The following is a 21492-nucleotide window of genomic DNA, read 5'->3' as shown; positions in this document are numbered from 1 at the left end:
AAGCGCGGCTAATTTTGAATCGTTTCAAAGAGGACTTTTGAAAGGTCCACGTATTTAGAAGCATTCCCGTGGATATCGATACCGACGGGCTTTCCATTCTCATCCAAATCCACATTTAAGTCCGAATTTATTTCTCGGGTCTGGACAGACGGGCGGTCGGATAGGTCGATATAAATGGAGTCCGTTTCAGGATAATGTGTAATTCTCATTTTTTAAAGCTCCGATCAAAGAAAGAGTTATGGACCGTCTCTCCGTCCTCCAAGGTAATTACTCGCATGTATTTTTGGGCCTCGTCAATCCATTTCCAAAACCGGATTCGCCCATCTTCTTGGACTTCCCTTTTGTCCGAATAGCCAATTACTTCTTTAACCCAATCTACACGAATCTCTGGACGTTTTCTAAGCACCTCATTCTCGAAATAACGAGTATGTTGATTAACGCTCCAGATACCTTTCTCAATCCCTTTTCAACCCTTACGGAAAACGAAGCGCGGCTAATTCCAGAAGAGTCATAGCGATCCCATCCTCGTTATTCGAATATTTGGTCACGAAATTCGCCTTCTCTTTCAAACCGGGAACGGCATTTTTCATCGCAAATCCGAATCCTGAATGAGCGATCATCTCCGTATCGTTCGATTCGTCCCCGAAGGAGATGACGCCTTCCGTATCCAGCTCGGAGGCTTGCAGAAAACTTCGGATTGCTGCCCATTTAGAGGCGCCTTTCTCCAATACTTCTAAACAAAAAGCTACACCCGGAACTTTCGTTAGAACAGTCCTGTATTCGGAGGCTTCGGGCAATCGCAATAAACTCTTCTCCAAATCGAAAAGCTCTTCCCGATTTTGCGAAAGAAAACAGACAACCAATACGCGATCTTCTCCGTGCTCCACACAGTCCGCGACCACTCGGGTTCTCTCCGTATCTCCTCCGGAGTAATTATGAAAAGCGGGAGAAGTGATGGGAGCCTCCATCAAAATATCCACTCCCTCTTCGAAACGATCCACATGCAGAAGGGGAGAGAACCCTTTGGATTTTCCGAGTGCCAATGCCGCCCGAGCCCCCCGAGTAGAAAGATATACTTCCGAGACCCTCTCTCCGCTCGGAGACCGCCTGGTGACTTGCCCGTTGTTTGCGATCACGGCGACATCCCCCTTAAACTCGCAAGCGTAAGGAAAAGCCGAAGAGAATCTTCTCCCGGTCGCGAGGATCAAACGCAAACCGGAATCCAGAGCAGACTGTAGGACATAATGATTTAAACTAGAAATCGAAGCGCGAGAATCCAGAAGAGTCCCGTCCAGATCCATGGCGATGGTATGAATTCCGGATAGGGCGCCGGTTCTGGGAAATTTATGCGGCAAGAAACTCAAAAGACGGACTCCAAATTCTATATAGATCTCCAAATTAAAGCCGGGCGGGAGTTCCTACCTTCTTTTTTCGTTTCCAAAAGTACGGAAACTGATTGCCTGGAAGAATGGAACTTAGTCTGGCTTATTCTCCTTGTCCCAACGATACATTCATCTTCTATCATTTAATCGCCGGAAAAACGAAAGCGCCCTTTTCCGTAAAAGAGGAACTCCATGATGTGGAGCAACTGAATCGATTCGCAAAAGAAGGGAAATTCCAGGCCACGAAACTTTCTTTCGCAGCCTTATTCCAAGTAGCAGACCGTTACTCCTTACTCGATAGCGGTTCCGCTCTGGGCAGAAATTGCGGACCGCTCATCGTAAAGAGGAAAGGAGCCTCTGTAGGAACTCCTAAGGGCAAAAAGATTCTTGTTCCCGGATTATGGACTACTGCCAATCTGCTCGCACACCTATATCTGGAAGGTGACTTCGAACCGGTACCTACTCGCTACGATTTCATATTGGATAAGGTAAAAAACGGAGAAGCCGATTTCGGGCTCGTGATCCACGAAGAAAGATTCACCTACGAAAAGAGAGGCCTGGAAAAAGTACGGGACTTAGGAGAATGGTGGGAAGAAACCACGGGCGCCCCCATCCCCCTAGGATGCATTGCTATCCAAAGACATCTCGATCCCGAAAAAAAGACAGCCCTAGATTCGGCAATTAAGGAAAGCCTGGAGCTCGCATATCTGCATAGGGAAGACATGTACGATTATATTCTCACGCACTCCCAGGATACCACGAGAGAAGTGGCGGATGCGCATATAGATCTGTATGTGAACGATTTCTCCAAAAGCCTGGGACAAGAGGGGAGAAGGGCCATCCGACTCCTCCAAGAAAAAGCATTGTCCACCGGGCTCCTGCCCAAAGAAAAAGAGCAGGAGCTTTTTGTCTGAGAATATAATCTTACGAGGATTTCAACTTGCGCACGATATCCGAACTCGCAGGAGATTGGTTCAGAGTATAGAGATGGACCCCCGGAACCCGATAGGTTTCGACCAATTCTCGGCACTGAGCCACGGAAAAATCTACGCTTCTTTTGTAAAATTCGGACGGGTTATCTTTTACGGCTTCCAGATCCGAAATCAATCGAGGAGGGAATTCGCAGGCCGCCATACTCTTAAATCTTTCAATCTGAGAAAAAGAAGTGATGGGCATGATCCCCGGTATCACCGGCACATGAATCCCTTTCTTATGGACCAAATCCAAAAAAGCACCGAAAGAAGAATTCAAAAAGAATAATTGGGAAACTAGATAAGAAGCGCCTGCCTCCACCTTGTCCTTCAAACGATCCACGTCCGCCTCCAGACTGGAAGCCTCCGGATGTTTTTCCGGATAGCATGCTCCACCTATGCAAAAATCGAAACCTTCTTCTCGGATAAAGGAGATGAGTTCGTTCGCATGACCGAAGCCCCCTTCCACCTTTCGAAACTGGCCCTCTCCCTTAGGAGGATCTCCCCTTAAGGCCATGAGATTGCGGATCCCGGAATCGTAGATTTGCGCGAGAATGGTTCGAATCTCGTCCCGATTTCCTCCAACGCAGGTAAAATGGGCCGCAGCAGGCAAAGAGTATTTCTTCGCCAATTCGGAAGTAAGTCTGATGGTTTTGTCTCGAGTGGAACCGCCCGCTCCGTACGTCACCGTGATGAATCCCGGATCGACCTTGGACAATTCTCCGACTGCTTCGAAAAGTTTTTCTTCTCCCTCTTCCGTTTTCGGGGGAAAGAATTCGAAAGAGTATACCGGGCCCCGGGCCTCTTTATAAATCTCTAATATTTTTTTCATTCTAACCTTCCCCGACAAATCCCGCCGGGAAAATATATTTTAACTATGACTCAAAAGAACGGGGATCTGCCCGCGTCCGTTTCTCTGTAGACCGAGAGATTTGGCAACGAGACTTCCCGCTTTCAGATTCTCGGGAGCGATGCGAACCGCATGGCCGCCCGTTAAACCGGAACAAAGAAGATCTCCCGGCTGAACAGGATAAGACTGGGCCTCCACATTCGCCATCGCAACTCCCGCAATCGCCACAAGCCATTGACCTTCCGCCTCGGGCTTTTCTCCCAAAACAAGAGCCGCCGATTTCACGGCCACGCCCACGATATTGGTAGCGTTCGGTTGACGGGATTTATGTAATTTGCCGTCTTCTCCCATTGCCAATAAATCTCCCTCCGAAATCACATCGGAAGACTGGACAGGGAAGAATCTGGCGATGCAATCCGTATTCTTTCCGGTTTGCAAATAGATCGTACCATGAAAATCAGAATCGCCTTCCGCAAGAATCGCCTTGCCGGATCCCGTTTCGTTTAAGGAAGGAATGCCTCGACCACTCGCGTAAACCGCATGGCCGGAACGGGAATGGAACCAACCACCAAAGCCTCGCTTCGCTAAACCTAAAATTCCCGCCGATTCTTTTTCTCCGGAGGAGCTATCTCCTCTGGCTCCGAATTTTTCTCCGAAAGCGAGAATTCCGGAAAATCTTCCCGAGCCCACCAAGCCGGATCCTTTCTCGCTTTCATTCCGCGCATAAATCACTCCGGTATTTTCCGGAGGAGGGGAGATGTTAGCGTAAGGCGCCTCGACGGATCCTTTCAATCTTAAGAATCCGGTATGCGAATTAAAATCGTGCTCCTTAGGAGCGTAATCGTGAGTATGAGGCTTGGGCTCCCTGGAATCGGATAGCCTAGGATCGTCGGACGACACCACATGCCCGGGAATGGATTTCCCCTTAGGTGCAACGGTTACGATACCCGGATAATCCGTACTAGCGTTACGCAACCTTTCGTCGCTGCTTTGAACTACGGTTCCTTCTTTGGATTCCCCCGAACGTCCTAACTTCACTATACCGAAAGATTCCGTAGTAGCGAGCTTTAGTCGCTTGTCGTTTCCTTGCACTGCGGCATCCGCCGATTCTTCGCCATTGGATGCGAATCTTAAAATCCCGGTAGTTTGCGTGGTCGCATTCCTAAGCCTTGGATCGTCTGAGGTGACCACTTTTCCGGGCACCGCTTCTCCAGCTGCCGCTAATTGCACGAGCCCGAAGCGGGTTCCAGAAGCATGTTTGAGTCGATCGTCATTTCCCTGAACGACTGCACCTTCCTTGGTTTCTCCATTTTCAGCCAGTTCCACGATCCCTAAGCTCTGAGAGGTCGCAGGCTTCAGTCTTTCATCATTCCCTTGAACGACTCTATCCGCCCGATTTTCGCCATTCGAAGCAAGACGTACTAAGCCGTAAGAAGCCTCGGTAGAATGTTTCAATCGGCGATCGTTCCCTTGAACGACTACGCCTTCCTTGTCCTCTCCATCGGAAGCAAGTTCGGCAATTCCCTTATACTCGGTGCTTGCATCTCGCAATCGGCGATCGTTTGCCTGAACCGCGGCACCTTCGGAAGTTTCTCCATCCACGGCAAGTCGAACCAATCCGGAACGCAGAACCGTCGCGTAGGGAAGGGGCTCCGCAGTGGGTTTATGAGTCAAATCACTCAAATAAGGCGCCGCATAGAGTTCTACTTCGGCAATATTAGCGGAATATTTTTCCCGATGCTGTGCTTTTCTGGGACGGGATACGAATTTCAAAAAACGAATATTCGCTGGCAAGAATCTCCATTGGTACCAGACTCCTGGTTCGGATAAGAATTGATTCTCCTCCAGAAGTTGGTTCCAGGTCAGATCGTCCTCGCTATAATAGACTGTGAAAGTTTCCGGGAAAGGTAGATGCCCATCCTTCGGCGAAAGGAGTCTGAGTTCGTTTACTCGACTGATAGAACCTAAATCGATTAAGAAATGCTCTTCCTTGGGTTGGGCAGATTCGACGGAAGCCCATCCGTAATCCGGCCTCTCGTCGATTAAGTTCTCTTTCACCCAAAGCCGATCCTTCTCGGAACTCACCTCTAATTTTACGACCCCGGAAATGCCCACTTCTAACCCGGCAATAGAGACTTTGAATTTAGAGCCTTCCTTCTCAGAGACCTTGCTGACTAACTTTAGATAGTTAGCCCGGACTAGAGAGAAATTCCATTGTCCTACTCTTTTATTTAAACGCCTAAATCCGGTTTCCTGAAGAATGGGTTCCCAAACTTTCCCATCTAAAGAAATCTCAAATTTAAAAGCGTCCGGGAAGAATTGGCCCTGGGGCTCGGATTGGTGCAAGCGAATCTGATTAAAACTGGATCCGGGATTCAAGACGAGAGTAACGACTCCGACGCCGGCATGGTCCAGCTGTTCGCTATAAGAACGAAGGCCGCCGTCCTTTAAATCGAACATTCCTTTCGTCTTGATTTCATTCACTTTAACTTGTCGGGGATGGCTGATCCGAATGGATTCTTCATTCATATGATTGGAGTAGTCCTTTTATATTTGTACCCGGTTTTCTTCGGCCTTCGCTGAAAATATAACCAGTATCGATGGGTGGATTTTGTCTGTGAAGTACTTTGCAATGATCATCCTAAGAGCGTCGGATACCGGATCCAAAACCAACAAGGTCTTGCCGTCCGGTTCTACCCTTAATTTTTCCAAGGCCTCGGCGCTACTTTTAGATAAGTTCCCACGGCACCAATCTAAAAAACCTCTCCAGGAAGCTTCCCGATCCGAAGGGGTGGGGCGGTTAGAATAGACTTTCGTATTCTGCTCAAAATTCGGCTTTCGATCTTCCGATAGGTTCCTGCAAATCCCTCGGATATAATGTAAATTTTCCGACTGTCCTTGATTCTTCGCAATCAGAAGAGCTTCTTCCAGTATATCGTCACCGTAATCCGAGGCTAAGGAGCTAAGAGATAATTCTTTTTTTCCTTTTTCTGAACTAGGTTTTTGGTTCTGGGTATTATGGATGGTTATATTGATATTGTTTGGGGATCCTCCAGTAGCCCCCTCGGACATCGAACGAGAATCCCCTGGGGGCGATCCTTCCCCCCCTCCGGGGTTTCCAAAAATAACCCCCTGGGGTGGAATTTTAGACCCGGGGTAATTGAAGCAGAAGTAATACATTGAGTTCTTGTGGCCTGTCCCGGGTATAAACTGAAGGAGACCTGCTTTTACGAGGTCTTTTTTGCCTTCATTGATGGATTTCTTAGTTTTAAGACCGGTTAAGCGTAAAAGGCTCTCATTGCTAGGCCACACTGGCTTAAAAGTGTGGTCACTAAATTTAAGCAGGACCAAATAGAGAGTCTTGGCTGCTGCGGATAAATTGGCCCAAGTCCCGGATTCTATCACATCTGCCAGGAACTTGATATATGGATAATGCTCGCCCATACCTCGAACCCTCTTTTGCTCCTGGAGGCAAAAAAATTAATTTTAAGCAAATATTTCGAAGGTAGTTGACTTTTATCCGACATAAGGATACTTATGTCTCATCCAACAACATTCCTTCGGGAAGATCCGGCCCCTGGTTCCACCGGGGGAGTTTTTTTATTCCGGACCGGACACGCAGGACCCCTCTCTCTTCCAGGTTTGGGAGAAAGTACTACATTTCCGTTTACAATATTATGTCACATCATTCGGTTTTTTCCGGGTACGTCAACTCATTGCCGTTTTTTCACGAGCCCGTACTGTAAAAACTTTTGCTAAGTACTTGTTAGCGTCTTTTTTAGGTCGCTTAACAATACACGTTAAGTGGATTCGGATTTACTTCCCGAATTTTTTGGAAATCTCTTTTTTTACGAAACGATGTAACTCGGAAAGAAACTCCTCATCGTCCGTGCTGATGATTACCGAGTTTCCTTTTTTCGTGATCTTATAAGCCGAAGAAGGGGAGAATGATTTATTTTCTCCTGAATGCTTGGTTTCCGGGAAAAGGGAGTCGTCGGCTCTGTTGAATGTTTTTGCGTCTTTGACAGTCCGAAGTTCTCCAGAGCTGAATTTATCGATAAAATCTTTAAGTGCTCCTTTCTTTGCCGCGGATGCTGCCTGTACTAGAAGGTTTTTACTTTCGATTCCCGCATCTTTACAGACTTGCAGATCCTCTTTAGAGAGAGAAGAGATTCCAAGGAGTTCGGTCATGTAGCTTCTGCTTTTACCGAAAAGATTTCCCAACTCTAAATCCGTGTAGGAAAAGGATGTCTTGAGATGGGACATTGCCTCGATTTCTTCATAAGGAGAAAGGTTCTCTCTTTGCAGGTTTTCGATGATGGCTAGGCGGAATGTTTCCTTTGCGTCTCTATCTAGAATTTTACATTCTATTTCTGGCCATTTTAAGAGACTCGCCGCATGGAATCTTCTCTCTCCGGCAATGATCGTATAAAATTCTTCATCGGATTGCTTGGTCACCAAAATCGGTTGTAAGAGTCCGTCTTTGTCCAAACTCTCGGCGAGCTCTTCGACTCCCTTTTTTCTTTCTTGCCTAGGCTGGCTTTCCGAAGGGCGGATTTTCTCTAATCGGATTTTGCGGATCGTGCCTTCTAATTTTTCCGCTTGGAATACGTCCGCTAAGGAGCCTAATCTCTTACTTTTTGAGCTCATTCAAAAATTCCTCAATGAAGCCTTCGTATTCTTGGGCCTGGCGACTGGACTTATTATAATCGAATACTGACTTTCTCGCGAGATGGGATTCGCCGACGGCGACCCCGTCCGAGATACTATTCTCGAAAATTTTAAAGTATTTCGTGAGTACCGGAATGATCGTTTTGGTGAGGAGGGTCTGAGGCTTTAACTGGGTCACAAGGGCACCCATGATTTCCAGTCCAGGGTTAATTCTTTTTTTGATACTAGTAATGGTCTGTTGCAATCCTAGGATTCCGTCTACGGAAAATTTTTCCGCCTGCAAGGGGATGATTACATAATTAGATGCGACCAAGGCGTTGATGGTGAAAATGGAAAGGCTAGGAGGGCAATCGATAACACAAAAGTCGATTTCCTTTTCCAGGTCTGCAAGAGCGTCCCTCAAAATATAGGGCGCGTCAACGATAGCCGCGATGGTCTCCGCTTCTGCAAGGGTCAGGCGAGAGGGGGCGATCGTAAGATTTTCTACATGGGTAGGAACCATGACCTCTCGGATCTTTGCCTTGGACTGGAAGATATTATGCATGGACTTTTCCAATCCTTCCGGGTTGAGAAAAATGCCGGTTGAATTCGCTTGCGGATCTATATCGATAAGAAGAGTTTTCTTCCCGCGACGGGCTAGCCCCCAGGCAAGATTCAGGGAGGTAGTGGTCTTACCTTCCCCTCCTTTTTGGTTTGCGATGGATACTACAATCATTCTTTTCCCTTGTATTTCAATTGTCGGATGTCCGACATCCAGTCCTTAAATTGCGCGCCAAGAATCCGGATGAATCCGTAAGGATTCTTGAAAAAATAAGGATAGGATTTTGGCCAGGCGAAGATGCGAGCCGATGGTTTTTCCATTCAACGAGAGGGGAGGTAGGCTTCAAACGAAATCCGGATTTTTATAGAAAATGCGAGAACAAGAGACGGAAAGTGTCGGACGTCCGACATGTCCGGTAAAAACCCCAGGTACATGGTTGACACCATGCTTAAATTTAAACATTTTCCCTCCATGCCGCCATTGCCAGAGGACATTTTTTGGGAGGACCCGAGTCCGGAAGAAATCCGAGATATTCTTCCCTCGTCTTTTCCGGAATGGTTAGAATATCTAAATGGACTGGCGGGTTTGGCCACTCTTTCTTCCGTTGCTGACCCGGATGCGCTGGAAGAAATTTGTTCCTGGGGATATGGAGAGGATGGCTTTTTCTATTCCTTCTTGGCCAAGGGATCCCGGGTTCGGAATCGACTAGAATTAAGCAATCTTCCCTTCTTTTTGGAACAGGCTCCCGGATTCGAATTTTATGACCAGGAAGCCCGCGGTTGCCTTTTAGGGCCTATTCGAATCGGCAAAAAATTGTCAGGGTTTATTTTAGTGGAAGTTTCCGGAGAACCGAGAGATAGGGATATTTTTCTCTTAGGCCTTTTGTGCCAAAAAATCTCCTGGGCTTTGGGAGAAAGAAGGGTAGCCGCAGAAAAACCTTCCCCGATCGAATCCGGGATCGGAGAAATTCTATTCAGGTTAGCAGGAGGAAATTCTTCTTTGCTAGAAGAATTTCGGAAAAAGCAAATTCTAAGAATCTTTGGACCCCCTGCTTCCGGAAGAAAAACTTTGGCAAAATGGATTCATAAATTAGATCTCCTGGAAAAACCTTTAGTAACCGTTTCCGTCCTACCCGAGCAAATTCCTAAACTGGAAAAGGCATTGGCGGATTGGGAAAAAATGGCTCAGACAGGAAGCTTGGTTTTGGAAAAGGTAGAGGATTATTCTCTGAACCAGCAGAGGATTTTATACGAGTATTCTCAAAGAAAAACTTCGAAATGTCGTCTTATATTCTTAGAAAATCGGGACCAAAAACCGAAGGAAGAATTCGTTTATTTTCGATCGCTTTTGGCAGGGAATAGTATAGAATTACCCGCCTGGAAATTCTGGAATTCGGAGGATCGTCGTTCTTTAATTCTTTCGGTATTCCAAGAGGTAAGAGAAGTTCACGGGAGACCGGATTTGAGACTTTCGTCCGAGGCGATCGAGTCCCTGAGTGGAGGGAGTTCCTACCGAAATCTGGAAGATGTTCGGAACGCAATCGAAGAAGCGGTCCTAAATTCCGGAACGGGAGAGATCCATACTTCTGAGTTGAAAAAAGAGGGCCCTCTTGGCGTTTCCCTTCCGGATCCGGAGGATCTGGACTTGAGAAAAGCTGTGGAAGCAATGGAGAGGCAAAAGATCTTATTGGCCGATAAATTATTTGGCGGCAATCAAATCCGGATGGCAAAGGCTCTGGGAATTTCCAGGGGATCTTTGCAGTATAAATTGAGAAACCTGGGGTTGGGTTAAAATTTTGGAATTAGATTCCTTATACGAAGAAAGAAAAACGCCGAACGGCTATCTAGTAAAAGTCCGTTTGGCCAAAATGACCTATGTGGTTTTTACCTCTAAGGGACCCGAAGTCCCTAAGGGGGCCAGGAACCAATCCATTGTGGTTCCAGTCCCGAGGATCGTGTTTTTGGGTGAAGAATTCGACCTATCCCATTTTAGGCTGGGGGAGCTTAGCTTCGTAAACGTAAAACAAGGGAAGCTAGTCATTCCTTACCAACATTCCAGTTCCGGAAACGAGGTACGTACAATTTTTTTAAACAGCGGGAGCGAATGCGATATTCTGCCCGTCATGATCTATCATTATTCCAAAGTAGAAGATCTCCTGGGAGCAAGGGAAGAGGGGGTGGAGATGCATCACCTGGTCCTGGATGAGGAATTTCCTCGCCAGGATTTAGTCGCCCTGAAGATCCGATTCCCTTCCTTAAACATGCTGATTATCAAGAGAAAGGTCGCCCAAAAAATCGGGGGGCCGGCGACTTCTCCTCCTAAAGAGGAGCTTGAAAAAAGCCTAAGAGCGGATGCGAGCATTGTTGATTTCAACAAGGTCCGGGCTACGGATTTATTGGAGAAGGGCAACCTCAATATGCATTCCAAAAATCCAGTTTTCTTAGCTAGGGTCCACCTTAGGAAAATGGAGTTGGAAAAGGTAAAGCAGCTCTTGCTCGAGTTCGTTTTGAAGGCGGAGGAGGTTTCCTTTATCCGGACTTTTCTGGATGTGATGATCCGAAACGAGGACGATAAGGAAGAACTGAAATCTTGGACTAGTAAATTAAAAAATCTAGATGAAGGATTTCGTCTGGCGGGCCTGATCTTGGAACACAAAGAAGAAGAGTTCGAGGCAGAACTGGACAAGGGTTTTTCCAAGGAGATTGCTAGCATGGTTTACGCTCTTCTGGAAAAGGAGCAGGACCGAGCAAGTTCCAAAGAACAAGAAATTGTGCTCTGGGAATGGAAGCTCAGGGCAAAGCGCCTCCTCAGGAAAATTGCCTAAAAACCCGGAAAGCTCCGAAAAAAAGCTTCCTTTTTCCTCAAAATCCGGCTAAAACTGCTTATAATCGCATGTTTTTCTCAAGGAGACATAATTTTTTGGCACGGTTCTTGCTTATTGCCGGGGTGGCGATTAGCAGTGCTTCCGTTTTTGCCTCCGAGTCAATTTCGGATCCGGAGGAGCTTTTCTCTGTCGAAAAATCTTTGTCTCAAGAATTGCAATCGGTTCATCAGGACGAAGTGGAAATCGTCTTATCCGAAGGGGTGGAATATTCTTCCGAAGAAAGGTCTTCGGATTTTCCCGAATTGGATTCCTTACTTGCGGAAACAAAATCTTCGAAGAAAGAAATTTCCGGCCTTGGATCTAAAGAGGCGGAAGCAAAGTCGAAAGAGCATTTTAAAAATTCAGGAAACGATTCGCACCTGTCCCTCGCCTCCCGTCCGGGAACAACCTCGAAGGAGTTCCCTTTCTTCCAAAATTTTGGGATAGATTCTTGCGGATCTATTTTACTCGAATTTTCGAGTAAGCCGGCGGGCTTTCCCGAACGAGGGTCTCTTCCGGTTATAGGATCAATCGGCTTATTATCTTTGGATAGGGCCGGCCTAATCTCGGGGATTCTATTATCGAACCAATATTTCGGCCTGGGAGGTTCTGCTCCGGCCGAGAACTCTTGCAATTCTGGCTGGCTTGCTCTTGGGAAGAATGGCCTAAGTTGTAGCGATCTCCTTTCAGGCTCTATTTCGACGGTGGGCGAGGGGCTCAATCTGGTAGGAAGTCCTCACCTGAAGCACCTTGCTGGACATCCCGACGTTGGCCTGAGCGGTGCTTTGGGGTTCTATGCGGGCGCTACGGAAACGCAAGAAATCCGGGCCAAGGGTTGGGGGCCGGTTTCCAGTAAGCCGTCTTTTCCCTGGGGAACGGGGGAGTTGCGATTCTGCCTGCCGGTGTTAGGAGGAGTTCCTTCTTCCGGCCAAAAGAGCCAAGGCCGATCTCGTTCTCAATACGAAGGTCAGGTGTTCCGAGGGGTTTCAATCTCATGGCAGGCGGTAGAAGAGGCAGCGAGCAGATCCTTCCTCACGTAATATATTTTCTTGTGCTTTCTCCGAGCTTCTAAATTCTAATCCATCTATGGCTGCAAAAACGAAACGAACCTCATTCCAGAGGCTCTTAAACGCGATGAAAAAACTCATCAGCGAAGTAAACGACCATGAAATCCTGAGGAGATTGGAAACTCTGATGGCCACGAGCAAAGAGGATCTCAACCAAGCAGTCGTAAGATCTCTTCTTGAGAATCCGTTGGATTTCGATCCAAAATCCGTTCCGGAACCATATGCGCAATACGTCCGACATTTCGTATATATGGTAAAGAGGAATAAGAAGATGGGGTTGGATATTAGCTTCGATTCGTCCGGAATGGACTCAAAGAAAGAAAAAAAGAAATCTACCGCCCCTAAGAAGAGCGCCTCTCCTAAGAAAACAGCCCCCGCTCGCAAAAGAGCCTAAATCTATCAAATCTTCCTGTGCTGCCCACAGGGGGATTTCTCAAAAACCAAAAATCGGCAAAAGCCTCCACTAAGTGCCCGCTCGTGGACAGATAGGCGACCAAAAGGGCAAGGGCTGACTAATTTTGGGCAATGAGCGTCCTGTGGTGGGCAAATAGATAAGCGCCGTCTGTTCGCCTCGGAGAGAATGCATCTGCCAATCTATGCCTCCCGGCCGATTGTCTCGAAAGAAGCCTCTGCTCAGTGAAATCATCCGCCATGAGGGGCCAGGTATTCTGTTTCACGGAGAACTTGGTAAGCGCTCGGAACTGATGGCGATAGGATACCGTCAGGAAATAATACTCTGCCTAAAAATAGGCAACCGCAGAGTGGCCTATTTTCTGCATTTGTAGGGGGGCGCTATCCGCCCAAGAATTAGGGCAAGAGCCTCATTGAGGCAAATCGGCCAGGAGGATGGGGCGAGAAGGGGAAGTTTCTCAGGCTTCTTCCTGCAGGACAAGTCCACTAATGAAATACACGGGATCATCAGATATTCCGTCCGAATGCCCTTGAGTGGGCTTTTGGAGTAAATATGGACTGCATCCTTAAGCCGGAGAAGACGGGGGAATCTACCTATTGGGAAGAGGCCGGGGGAGTCCTGATCCTCGAATAATAATGCCAATATGTCATGTGTATCCGAAAAACACCCGTATGCGAAATTGTCAGAAGGAAGGAGGCTTTATTCTTGCCAAATCCGGAGAATTTAGGAGCCTTTCGGTATGGCCGAAGTCATCAAATTAAGAGTAAAATGCCACGCCTGCTCAAATTTAATCGAAGGATCTGCTCGGTATGGAGCGGGTCATTACGTCCCGGAGGGGGTAGATTTCGAATTTGTAGCTATTGGAAAGGTGGACACGCCGAAGGGAAGGCGGGTAAAGGCGGAGATCACAGCCATTTGCCCGAATTGTGGGGTAAAATGTAAATGGACTGTATGATTAAAAATGAGCAGTTATTGGATTTATTATGCTCTGATTTATTTTGACCTGAAAAATGATTTTATTTAATCTCTATATTGATTAAAAATAAGCAAATTGAATTTTACTACCCCTCTATACTTCTTTTTTTTCCTTCTAATTTTTTTGCTCCGCTGGATTTTACCGTTTTTCCGGTTTTTCCCAGCTTGGATCCCTAAGCCCTTCTTGCTTATAGGTAGTTATTGCTTTTATCTTTCTTGGAATCCCAAATTCGGATTTCTTCTTTTTGCTACCTCCCTTTTGGATTTTTGTATCGGGAAGAATATGGGCCCTGCGGGAGCGAAGCACAATCGACTTCTACTCGCTTTATCCGTAGGGGCAAATCTTTCGGCTTTGGCCTTCTTTAAATATTTCAATTTCTTTATAGAGAGTGGAAGTGCCCTTTTTTCGGCATTTGGGCTATTTTTGCCTTTTCCTGTATGGCATATTGTATTGCCCGTAGGGATCTCTTTTTATACATTTCAGTCCCTTAGTTACACCATTGATGTCTACCGAGGAGAAATTCCGCCGGAAAAAAATTTCTGGAATTACGCGCTTTTTCTTTCCTTCTTTCCTCAGCTGGTTGCCGGACCGATTGTTCCTGCTCGAGCGTTTTTGCCTCAATTAGCCGAATGGAAGAATTGGGCGAGCTTGGATATTCGAGAGGGTCTCGTTTTGATCTTAATCGGAGTTTGGAAAAAAGCGGTGCTTGCGGATACGATTGCAGAGATCTCCGATCTTGTCTTTCGAGCTCCCGATTCAGTATCTTCTTTTCATGCTTGGATGGGTGTTTTTGCATACGCCTTGCAGATCTATTTCGATTTCAGCGGGTACACGGATATTGCTCTAGGTTCGGCCCTCCTTTTGGGTTTCCGGCTAGTGGAGAATTTCAGAATGCCTTATTTGGCTTCGAGTTTCTCGGATTTTTGGAGGCGCTGGCATATCTCACTTTCGTCCTGGCTACGTAATTATTTGTATATTCCGCTGGGGGGGAGTCGGAAGGGAGATCTCCGCACATATTCGAATCTGATGATAACGATGCTCCTAGGAGGGCTTTGGCATGGCGCGAGTTGGAATTTTGTCGTCTGGGGGGGAATCCATGGTGCCTTGCTTGCAATGGAGCGTTTTTTCGATTTTTCATTTTTAAAACCGAGAAAGAAAGGGGAACGAGAAAGGCTCGAGGTTTTTTTATCAATCGTATACCGGGTGTTCGTCATTCTTTCGATCGTTCTGGTTTGGATTTTTTTTCGCTCCCCCAATTGGGAGATTACCATTCGGGTCTTTTCCAAATTATTCCTTTGGTCTCAGGGCTTGGAACCTAACCCATTTTGGACGAGAATATTCGTATCGGTCTTTTTTATTTTCTCCCTTTCCACTTGGATAGGAAGTAGAGAAGAATCTAAAGGGCGATTTAAGAACTGGTATTTAGGACTGAATCCCGTTCTTTTTGGGATCCTTGTTAGCTCGGGCTTACTGATAGCGGTGCTTTTTTCGGCGGATTCTCAACCGTTTCTCTATTTCGTTTTTTGAAACGGTCTTTGTAGGAACTCCCGTATCTTGTCCGTATTCTCGTAGATCCAAAGGGAATCTTTTCCTTTGGGACAGGTCAGGATTCTGGACGGTTCTCCGTAAAAGGATCGGATCCTATGTTCTCCCAATCCTTCGGGTATGACTCCGATGGGGCCTTCCGGCGGAAAGAGGAACCATTCCCGGTTGGAAATCGCATGCAGACCTTCTAATGTACTAAAATCGACCGGATATGCCAGGGCCCTTTTGTCGGAATATGCGTATATTCTCCGCGCCTTCTGGGGTTCGGAAATGACGAATACGAAGGAATCGGCTTCCTTCAGATCGTCTATGCAGGAGGCCTCGTTCGGTTTCGGAAAACCCTGGAGGCCCCAAAGAGTGTCCGGATTTCTATGGAATACGGAGAAGAATGCAAGCCCAAGGATCGCTCCCAGTAACGCGATATTTCTTGCGTTCGTTCCGAATTCCGGACGAGGTAGCGAGACCAAAACTCCGAAAAGCACGGGCACAAGCGCGAAGGCAGGAAGGCTCAGTTTGATTCCGCTCGGTCCGGAATACAACCCTGCTAACGGAGGTAAAAAGATCAGAATGATCTGAAAGTATCCTGCGAAGGCAAGACTATGCCCCCATTCTCTGCTTTTAGCCAGGCTCCAGAATGCGGTTACCAAAGCTAAAATTAGGAAGATTCCTTGTAATTCCAGATTTAAGATGGAATCGATCCAATCACTCCACCAGAGAGTGAAGGATTCTCCCGTTGCGATCTTATTCGGACTCTGGATGGTCAGGATGACACGTGAGAGAGAATAGAGTCCGAATCCCAAGGCTCCGGAGGCGAAAAACCGGACGGAAATCAAAGGAAATGACACTCCCCAGCGACCGTATCTTCTCGCCCAGGCGAGTCCTGCTGGTAAGAATAATGTAAATACTAGGATCCTATCCGAGAATACGGAGAGTATGAGTATCGGGAACATCAGATATTTTTGGACCCTTTCTTTTCGCAAGTAGGGCCAGATCCAAAGGGTGATTAGAAAGGCGCTAGTATGTGAGGAAGGCAGATATAGATAATAGAGAGTCGGAAATTTTTCGGCGAGAACGAATAGGAAGGAGGCGGATAGTAACCCGAGAGAATACGAGCCGGATCTACGCATTTTCGGCTCTATACTATGGATGAATCTTCCTAAAAGTCCGCCAAATACGAGAGATTGAAAGATCGCATATGTTAAGATCGCTCCGAACGCGTTTCCGGTGACGGATCCGAATAGAAAGACGAGAGGAAGATCCGGAAAAAAATAAGGAGTAGGAGCAAACGACCAACCTCGAAGAGAGCCGCCTTCTCTCACTATGTCGATCAGAATGGAAGGAAGATAAAGGGCTTCGGAACTCCAGAAAATTTCCTTAGGAGCTCCTATCAGGGAAACGGCTAGGGAGATCAGAAAAATTACGAAAGACGCCCAGAGCCAAATCACTCTTGGAATCCTGGCCAAGGCCCCATCTAGGGTAAAGAAGAAAATGGAAACTAATTCTGGACAAAGGCTCTTTCTATCCCATTCTGGAGAGAAATAAGCCAAATGCGGACCCCCTCAATCTCGGTATCCAAAATTCGAATCATTGTTTCCGGTTTAGTCCTGATCTTTCTCGCGGATTTTCTTTTTTTTCGAATCGGTCTTTGGATTTTGCCTAACGAATCCTCATGGGGATCTAATTATTTTTACAATTTCATTTACGAGTTTCGATCCTTGGATTCCAAACCCAAGAAGGGATTTCGTATTCTTCTCTTGGGATCGAGCATCGCGCATTACTCCCTGGACAGAAGATTATTGGAGGAGGAAATTCTAAGAAAATCGGGTAAACAGGTGGAGGTGGAATTTCTCACCTACGCGGGCATGGCTCCCCTGGATGCGTATCTGCTTAAGGATAAAATCCTTTCTTTGCGGCCGGATCTGATCGTCTATCCGGTGAATTTCATCGACTGGAGATTGCATAGAGCCTATGTATTGGAACCCAAGACTGGAAAAAACGAAACGATTTCCGAGGATCGCCTTCTCTTAGATGCATTAGATTTTCAGGATGCTCCCCAATCCAAATATATTTTCCCTTGGGAAACCTTCTCCGAGTTCTGGAATATTATTGGTCCCGAGAAAGCGGCTGAATATTCGGCGGCGGGACTATTCTCCTTTTATCGCTATAAGGATATTTATTGGAAACAAATCAAAACCTTCTACGAGCATCGTTTCGGAAGAAACACTAGTTACCAAGAATACAACGGAGTTCAGATCCCGGAGAGAGTGACTTCCAGAGGTTGGACCGGAAAGAGCTTTTCCTTCGCTCCCAGGGAATACATGGTTCGCTCCGGATTTTATATTCAGGTTGTGGAAGAGATTCTGAGACCCGGACCCTTGCGCTTAGAGATGAGCGATTCTTTCGGGCGGATTCAAGTTCTCTATTTCGATTCTCCCGGTTGGAAGAATGTGAAACTTCGACCGGAATTTTTAAACAAGGGAGAAAACAATCCGATTCGAGCGGAATTGTCCGCGACTTGGGTTCCTTATGAGGCGTCCGGGGAGAATAAGGATTGGTCCAGGGATCTTCTGGGCGTCAGGCTACAGCAGACTTTCGGGAACGAGATTCCTAGAAGGGATCGATTTTTGATCCGGGAAGAACGAACGGAAGATCTTCGTTACGAGGGGATGTCTAAAGAGGAATACGAGGAATATTTCAATTTTCGTCTTCTCTCCGAGCCCGGGAAGAGACCGGGCATACAATATTTAAGGGTGCTGGCCGATTCTAAGCGTAGGATCGCCGAAGAAAAGTTTCGTCCTGTGCTGCATTTCCGTTATATGAAGGAGCTTTTAACCTTCATGAATAGCAATCGAGTGCCGGTTCTTTTGGTCAATAATCCGGAGAATCCGATCAGTCTTTCCTGGTACCAAGAATCCGATTGGTATAGGGAACACTTACGTTACTTGAGAGAGATTTCCATTCGCGAAGAATGTTTCCTGGATCTTAAGGATTCTCTTCGCCCCAACGATTTTTGGGATTACCACCATTTCACTTATCAAGCGATGGAAAAAATGAATTCTACTTACGCGAATGCTATTCTGAAATTTGTCGAATGACAGCCCCCGGTCGCGGAAAAAGATAGAAAAAAAACGAGAAAAAACGGACTCCTTCCAAAGAGTTCGCAACGGTCGAATAAGTTCTATGAGCAAAATTAACGTCGCAGTTTTGGGAGCCACCGGCTCGGTCGGGCAAAGATTCATCCAACTTTTGGAAAACCATCCGTATTTTCAGGTCACTCATCTTTGTGCTTCGGAGAATAGCGCGGGCAAAACATATGCGGAAGTGATGAAGAAGAGATGGAAGATTTCTTCGGATATACCTTCTTATGCCCGAGACATAATCGTGAGCTTGCCGGATCCGCAAAAGACAACGGGAGTTAAGTTGGCATTCTCCGGATTGGACGCTTCGATTGCCGGAGATGTGGAACTCGCCTACGCGAATGCGGGAATACATATCATCTCCAATTCTAAGAACCATAGAATGGAGGAAAATGTTCCTTTGCTTTCCGCCGAAGTCAATTCTTCCCACTTGGAGGTTCTTTCTTCTCAAAAGACTCCGGGCAAGATCGTGACTAATTCGAATTGCACTATTATGGGAGTGACGATCTCACTGAAACCTCTCTTCGACAGATTCGGAATCGATTCGGTCATGCTATTCTCCATGCAGGCGATATCCGGTGCCGGGTATCCAGGGGTTCCTAGCATGGATATCATAGGCAACGTAGTCCCTTTCATAGGCGGAGAAGAGGAGAAGGCTGAAATCGAACCTCTGAAATGCCTGGGTAAGGTAGAGGGCGGCAAAATCGTCCATGCGGATTTCCCTATTTCCGCGCATTGTAACCGGGTTCCGGTTTTCGACGGACATACGGTTTGTGTTTCCATAAAATTCAAAAAGAAGGCTTCCGAGTCGGAAATTTTGGATGCTTGGTCGTCTTTTAAAGGAGAGCCTCAGGATCTACAATTGCCTTCGGCTCCGAATCCTACGATCTTGTATCGCAAGGAAGAAGATCGGCCTCAGCCTAGACTGGACTTGGAAACCGGAAAAAGTATGACAACCGTAATCGGACGCCTTCGGCCGGATCCGATTTTGGATTGGAAGTACGTAGTGCTAAGTCATAATACGGTCCGTGGAGCGGCCGGAGCCGCCCTGCTGAACGCCGAGTTGATGTATCGGAAAAACCTTCTCTAAGAGAGGATGATGAATGCTGGATCCCCAATCACCGGAGCTTAAGGTCGCGGATTATAACTCGACTTTACAGTTGACCCAGGCCTTGGAAGCTCGTGGGGATTTTCAATACAAAGGGGTTCACAAACTCGTTCTGATCATAGGAGATTGGACCGAAAAATATATCGCTAACAAAATCCTTCCAAGCGTGGAGCAGCTTTCTCGCGAGTTAACCTTGGATAAGGAAAGGGTAGCCGCGTATCTGAAAGAGATGACGGCTCGCCATAATCCCCCATTGGTAAAGAAGATCTGTATGGTGGATTATAATCCTACCGGGGACTCCTCCGACGGTAGGATTACTTCTTTCCTGCGTTTGATCACCGTTTTTGCAAGACCCTCGCAGACGGATGCAGGATCCAGTCATCGTTATGTCGACGGGGTCAATCAGACTTCGTTCAGCTCCATCCAAAGATGGGTCAAGGAGAAGCGCCAGTTTCCGGGAAAAGAGAGTTTCCAGAAGTGGATTTTCGATTCTATCGATGCGAATAAGTTGAGCGAGACATACGCTTCCTCTGAAATAGGGAATTTATTCCAGGATACTTTCGACGTCACTCCTACGTTAAAACAGACTACCATCAATATTCATCTGAAGCCGGTATTGAAGAAGCTCGTTGAAGCCAAAACCTTGTATTTTTACAGGAACGAGAACGCATTGAGTCCCGGAAACCGTTCGGTATTCTACTTCAACGTTCACGACGAGATCATAGCCAGGTTAGATGCTTATAAAAGATATTTAATCGAGCGAATCATACCCGAACTACAAAGGATCGGAGTACTCGGGAACTTCTCCGATAAGGATCTGGAAAATACTAGATCTATTGCTTCTCAAGTGCTTCCATTTTTGAGCCCCGCCTACGGAGACCAGAAAACCGCAGTCGAAGAGCTACTTTCTTTGATCCATTTCGAAGAAGAAGAAAAAGAGAAGAAGGACAAGGAAGAAAAGAAAGCGAAGCTTTCCGAGCTTCTCGACTATGTAAGATCCGCGAATCGTTTGGTCGATTTGAATTATCTGCGCTTTCGAGGGGAGCCGATAGAAGAGGAAATTCGGAATCTGATCATGAATCACGATCAGATTCTGCATTCGGAGTTCGCGGATAAGAAGAATTTATACAACTTCGTCCTTCATAAGGAATGTATCGCAGGTGCGGTGGAAACCGCCAAGAGAGTATTCAACGCAACGGGCAACGATAGCGAAATCCGGGTTTTGGGTAAGATGAATATCCGGGATTTTCTGGAAACCAGAGAGGCTTCCAGCCAATTTGAAAAATTAGAATATTCTTCTCTTTTTAAGTATTTGCCGTTTATTACGCGGTTCTTTCGCTCGATTTTCGGAAATATGGCTGTACACCGCTTCGAGGCCGAAGAGATTCGAGCTCGTTTGGCGGCGGAGCAGAATAAAAAAGTCCTGGAGGCTAAAACGAGAGCCGCCCAGGAGGAAAAGGTCCGAATTGCCGAGAAAAGGATCAAGGACCGGGAGAATGTGGAAGCCACCGTTAAGGCTCGAGCTGCTGCGGCCGTTGCGGCCTCGAGCGACGATAAGGCCCCTGGTACGGCTGCCAATCCGGAACACGATGCCGAAGTTAAGAAGATGCTTTCGAGCGTTCTGGAAATTTTGGATCATGCCTGGTCGAGGGACGAATTTCCGGATAGAAACTATCTTCTTCAGGCGCTGGGAGGGGACATCGACGAAAATACCCTGATCAACTTTCTGAAAAAGAATGCAAAAAAGGAAATCCATTCCTTTATGGTAAGAAATCAGGAAGAGCAATATTCTTTTCCGGTATTGGTCACCAGAAGGTTTCTGAAAAAGAACGGTCGGGCCTTGCAGGAAAAGGCGAAAAGGATCGTGGACGATCAGAAGGCGGCGGATATGCCCGAACAGGACAAGTTCGACTTTTATATCTCCTTTGAAGATTTTTTGAACAGAACCCTTCCTAAAATATAAGTTCGA

At 46.7% G+C, this 21492-nt stretch carries 19 protein-coding genes; 10 read left to right on the top strand and 9 right to left on the bottom strand.

Going from position 1 to position 21492, the window contains the following annotated elements:
- Positions 1 to 8: 8 nt before the first annotated feature.
- From LEP1GSC061_RS11000 to LEP1GSC061_RS10990, 3 genes are all read right to left on the bottom strand, one after another.
- The gene (locus tag LEP1GSC061_RS11000) at positions 9 to 209 is read right to left on the bottom strand and encodes a DUF2283 domain-containing protein (RefSeq protein WP_016545635.1); all 201 of its coding nucleotides are present in this window, start codon (positions 207 to 209) and stop codon (positions 9 to 11) included.
- Entirely contained in the window at positions 206 to 406 is a 201-nt protein-coding gene (locus LEP1GSC061_RS22130; RefSeq protein ID WP_016545526.1) for a hypothetical protein, read from the bottom strand. The genes LEP1GSC061_RS11000 and LEP1GSC061_RS22130 overlap by 4 nt, the downstream gene beginning before the upstream one ends.
- Positions 407 to 473: 67 nt before the next feature.
- Positions 474 to 1301 carry an HAD hydrolase family protein gene (locus tag LEP1GSC061_RS10990; RefSeq protein WP_156844552.1) on the bottom strand — a complete coding sequence of 276 codons (828 nt, stop codon included), beginning with the start codon at positions 1299 to 1301 and terminating at the stop codon, positions 474 to 476.
- Positions 1302 to 1468: 167 nt separating this feature from the next.
- Between LEP1GSC061_RS10990 and LEP1GSC061_RS10985 the strand changes: the two genes are divergently transcribed.
- Entirely contained in the window at positions 1469 to 2296 is an 828-nt protein-coding gene (locus tag LEP1GSC061_RS10985; RefSeq protein ID WP_040508558.1) for a 1,4-dihydroxy-6-naphthoate synthase, read from the top strand.
- A 10-nt stretch (positions 2297 to 2306) separates the two neighbouring features.
- Here the strand turns inward: LEP1GSC061_RS10985 and metF are convergent, their stop codons facing one another.
- From metF to LEP1GSC061_RS10960, 5 genes are all read right to left on the bottom strand, one after another.
- The gene (gene metF, locus LEP1GSC061_RS10980; protein WP_016545510.1) at positions 2307 to 3185 is read right to left on the bottom strand and encodes a methylenetetrahydrofolate reductase [NAD(P)H]; all 879 of its coding nucleotides are present in this window, start codon (positions 3183 to 3185) and stop codon (positions 2307 to 2309) included.
- Between the two features lie 39 nt (positions 3186 to 3224).
- Positions 3225 to 5732, bottom strand: a complete 2508-nt coding sequence (locus tag LEP1GSC061_RS10975) for a discoidin domain-containing protein (RefSeq protein ID WP_016545591.1) — start codon at positions 5730 to 5732, stop codon at positions 3225 to 3227.
- Between the two features lie 18 nt (positions 5733 to 5750).
- Positions 5751 to 6647, bottom strand: a complete 897-nt coding sequence (locus LEP1GSC061_RS10970) for a helix-turn-helix domain-containing protein (RefSeq protein ID WP_040508557.1) — start codon at positions 6645 to 6647, stop codon at positions 5751 to 5753.
- Positions 6648 to 7019: 372 nt separating this feature from the next.
- On the bottom strand, positions 7020 to 7853 hold the full coding sequence (locus tag LEP1GSC061_RS10965; protein ID WP_016545467.1) for a ParB/RepB/Spo0J family partition protein: 834 nt from the start codon (positions 7851 to 7853) through the stop codon (positions 7020 to 7022).
- Positions 7837 to 8589 carry a ParA family protein gene (locus LEP1GSC061_RS10960; protein ID WP_016545562.1) on the bottom strand — a complete coding sequence of 251 codons (753 nt, stop codon included), beginning with the start codon at positions 8587 to 8589 and terminating at the stop codon, positions 7837 to 7839. Before LEP1GSC061_RS10960 ends, LEP1GSC061_RS10965 begins: the two co-directional genes overlap by 17 nt.
- A 270-nt stretch (positions 8590 to 8859) precedes the next feature.
- On the opposite strand from LEP1GSC061_RS10960, the gene LEP1GSC061_RS10955 reads away from it, so the two are divergent.
- From LEP1GSC061_RS10955 to LEP1GSC061_RS10925, 6 genes are all read left to right on the top strand, one after another.
- On the top strand, positions 8860 to 10206 hold the full coding sequence (locus LEP1GSC061_RS10955; protein WP_016545718.1) for a helix-turn-helix domain-containing protein: 1347 nt from the start codon (positions 8860 to 8862) through the stop codon (positions 10204 to 10206).
- A gap of 4 nt (positions 10207 to 10210) precedes the next feature.
- Positions 10211 to 11239, top strand: coding sequence for a hypothetical protein (locus tag LEP1GSC061_RS10950; RefSeq protein ID WP_016545576.1), 1029 nt, complete (start codon positions 10211 to 10213; stop codon positions 11237 to 11239).
- 743 nt (positions 11240 to 11982) lie between these two features.
- Entirely contained in the window at positions 11983 to 12318 is a 336-nt protein-coding gene (locus tag LEP1GSC061_RS21500) for a hypothetical protein (RefSeq protein WP_156844546.1), read from the top strand.
- A gap of 46 nt (positions 12319 to 12364) precedes the next feature.
- Positions 12365 to 12739, top strand: coding sequence for a phosphatidylinositol phospholipase (locus tag LEP1GSC061_RS10940; protein ID WP_040508555.1), 375 nt, complete (start codon positions 12365 to 12367; stop codon positions 12737 to 12739).
- Between the two features lie 757 nt (positions 12740 to 13496).
- Positions 13497 to 13712 carry a hypothetical protein gene (locus LEP1GSC061_RS10930; protein ID WP_040508553.1) on the top strand — a complete coding sequence of 72 codons (216 nt, stop codon included), beginning with the start codon at positions 13497 to 13499 and terminating at the stop codon, positions 13710 to 13712.
- A gap of 96 nt (positions 13713 to 13808) precedes the next feature.
- Positions 13809 to 15260 (top strand): MBOAT family O-acyltransferase, encoded by a 1452-nt coding sequence (locus tag LEP1GSC061_RS10925; RefSeq protein WP_040508552.1) that lies wholly within the window; start codon positions 13809 to 13811, stop codon positions 15258 to 15260.
- On the opposite strand, the gene LEP1GSC061_RS10920 is transcribed toward LEP1GSC061_RS10925, so the two are convergent.
- Positions 15245 to 16825, bottom strand: coding sequence for a hypothetical protein (locus LEP1GSC061_RS10920; protein WP_016545631.1), 1581 nt, complete (start codon positions 16823 to 16825; stop codon positions 15245 to 15247). The two genes, LEP1GSC061_RS10925 and LEP1GSC061_RS10920, sit on opposite strands and share 16 nt — an antisense overlap.
- On the opposite strand from LEP1GSC061_RS10920, the gene LEP1GSC061_RS10915 reads away from it, so the two are divergent.
- The 3 genes from LEP1GSC061_RS10915 (at position 16826) to LEP1GSC061_RS10905 (ending at position 21486) form a co-directional block, all read left to right on the top strand.
- Positions 16826 to 18373, top strand: coding sequence for a hypothetical protein (locus LEP1GSC061_RS10915; RefSeq protein WP_016545685.1), 1548 nt, complete (start codon positions 16826 to 16828; stop codon positions 18371 to 18373).
- Between the two features lie 85 nt (positions 18374 to 18458).
- Positions 18459 to 19505, top strand: coding sequence for an aspartate-semialdehyde dehydrogenase (gene asd, locus LEP1GSC061_RS10910; RefSeq protein WP_016545436.1), 1047 nt, complete (start codon positions 18459 to 18461; stop codon positions 19503 to 19505).
- A 13-nt stretch (positions 19506 to 19518) separates the two neighbouring features.
- Positions 19519 to 21486, top strand: coding sequence for a hypothetical protein (locus LEP1GSC061_RS10905; RefSeq protein ID WP_016545702.1), 1968 nt, complete (start codon positions 19519 to 19521; stop codon positions 21484 to 21486).
- Positions 21487 to 21492 lie beyond the last annotated feature (6 nt).

It is taken from the genome of Leptospira wolffii serovar Khorat str. Khorat-H2, from assembly GCF_000306115.2.
GTDB lineage: Bacteria > Spirochaetota > Leptospiria > Leptospirales > Leptospiraceae > Leptospira_B > Leptospira_B wolffii.
This window is presented reverse-complemented; position numbering and strand designations above follow the sequence as displayed.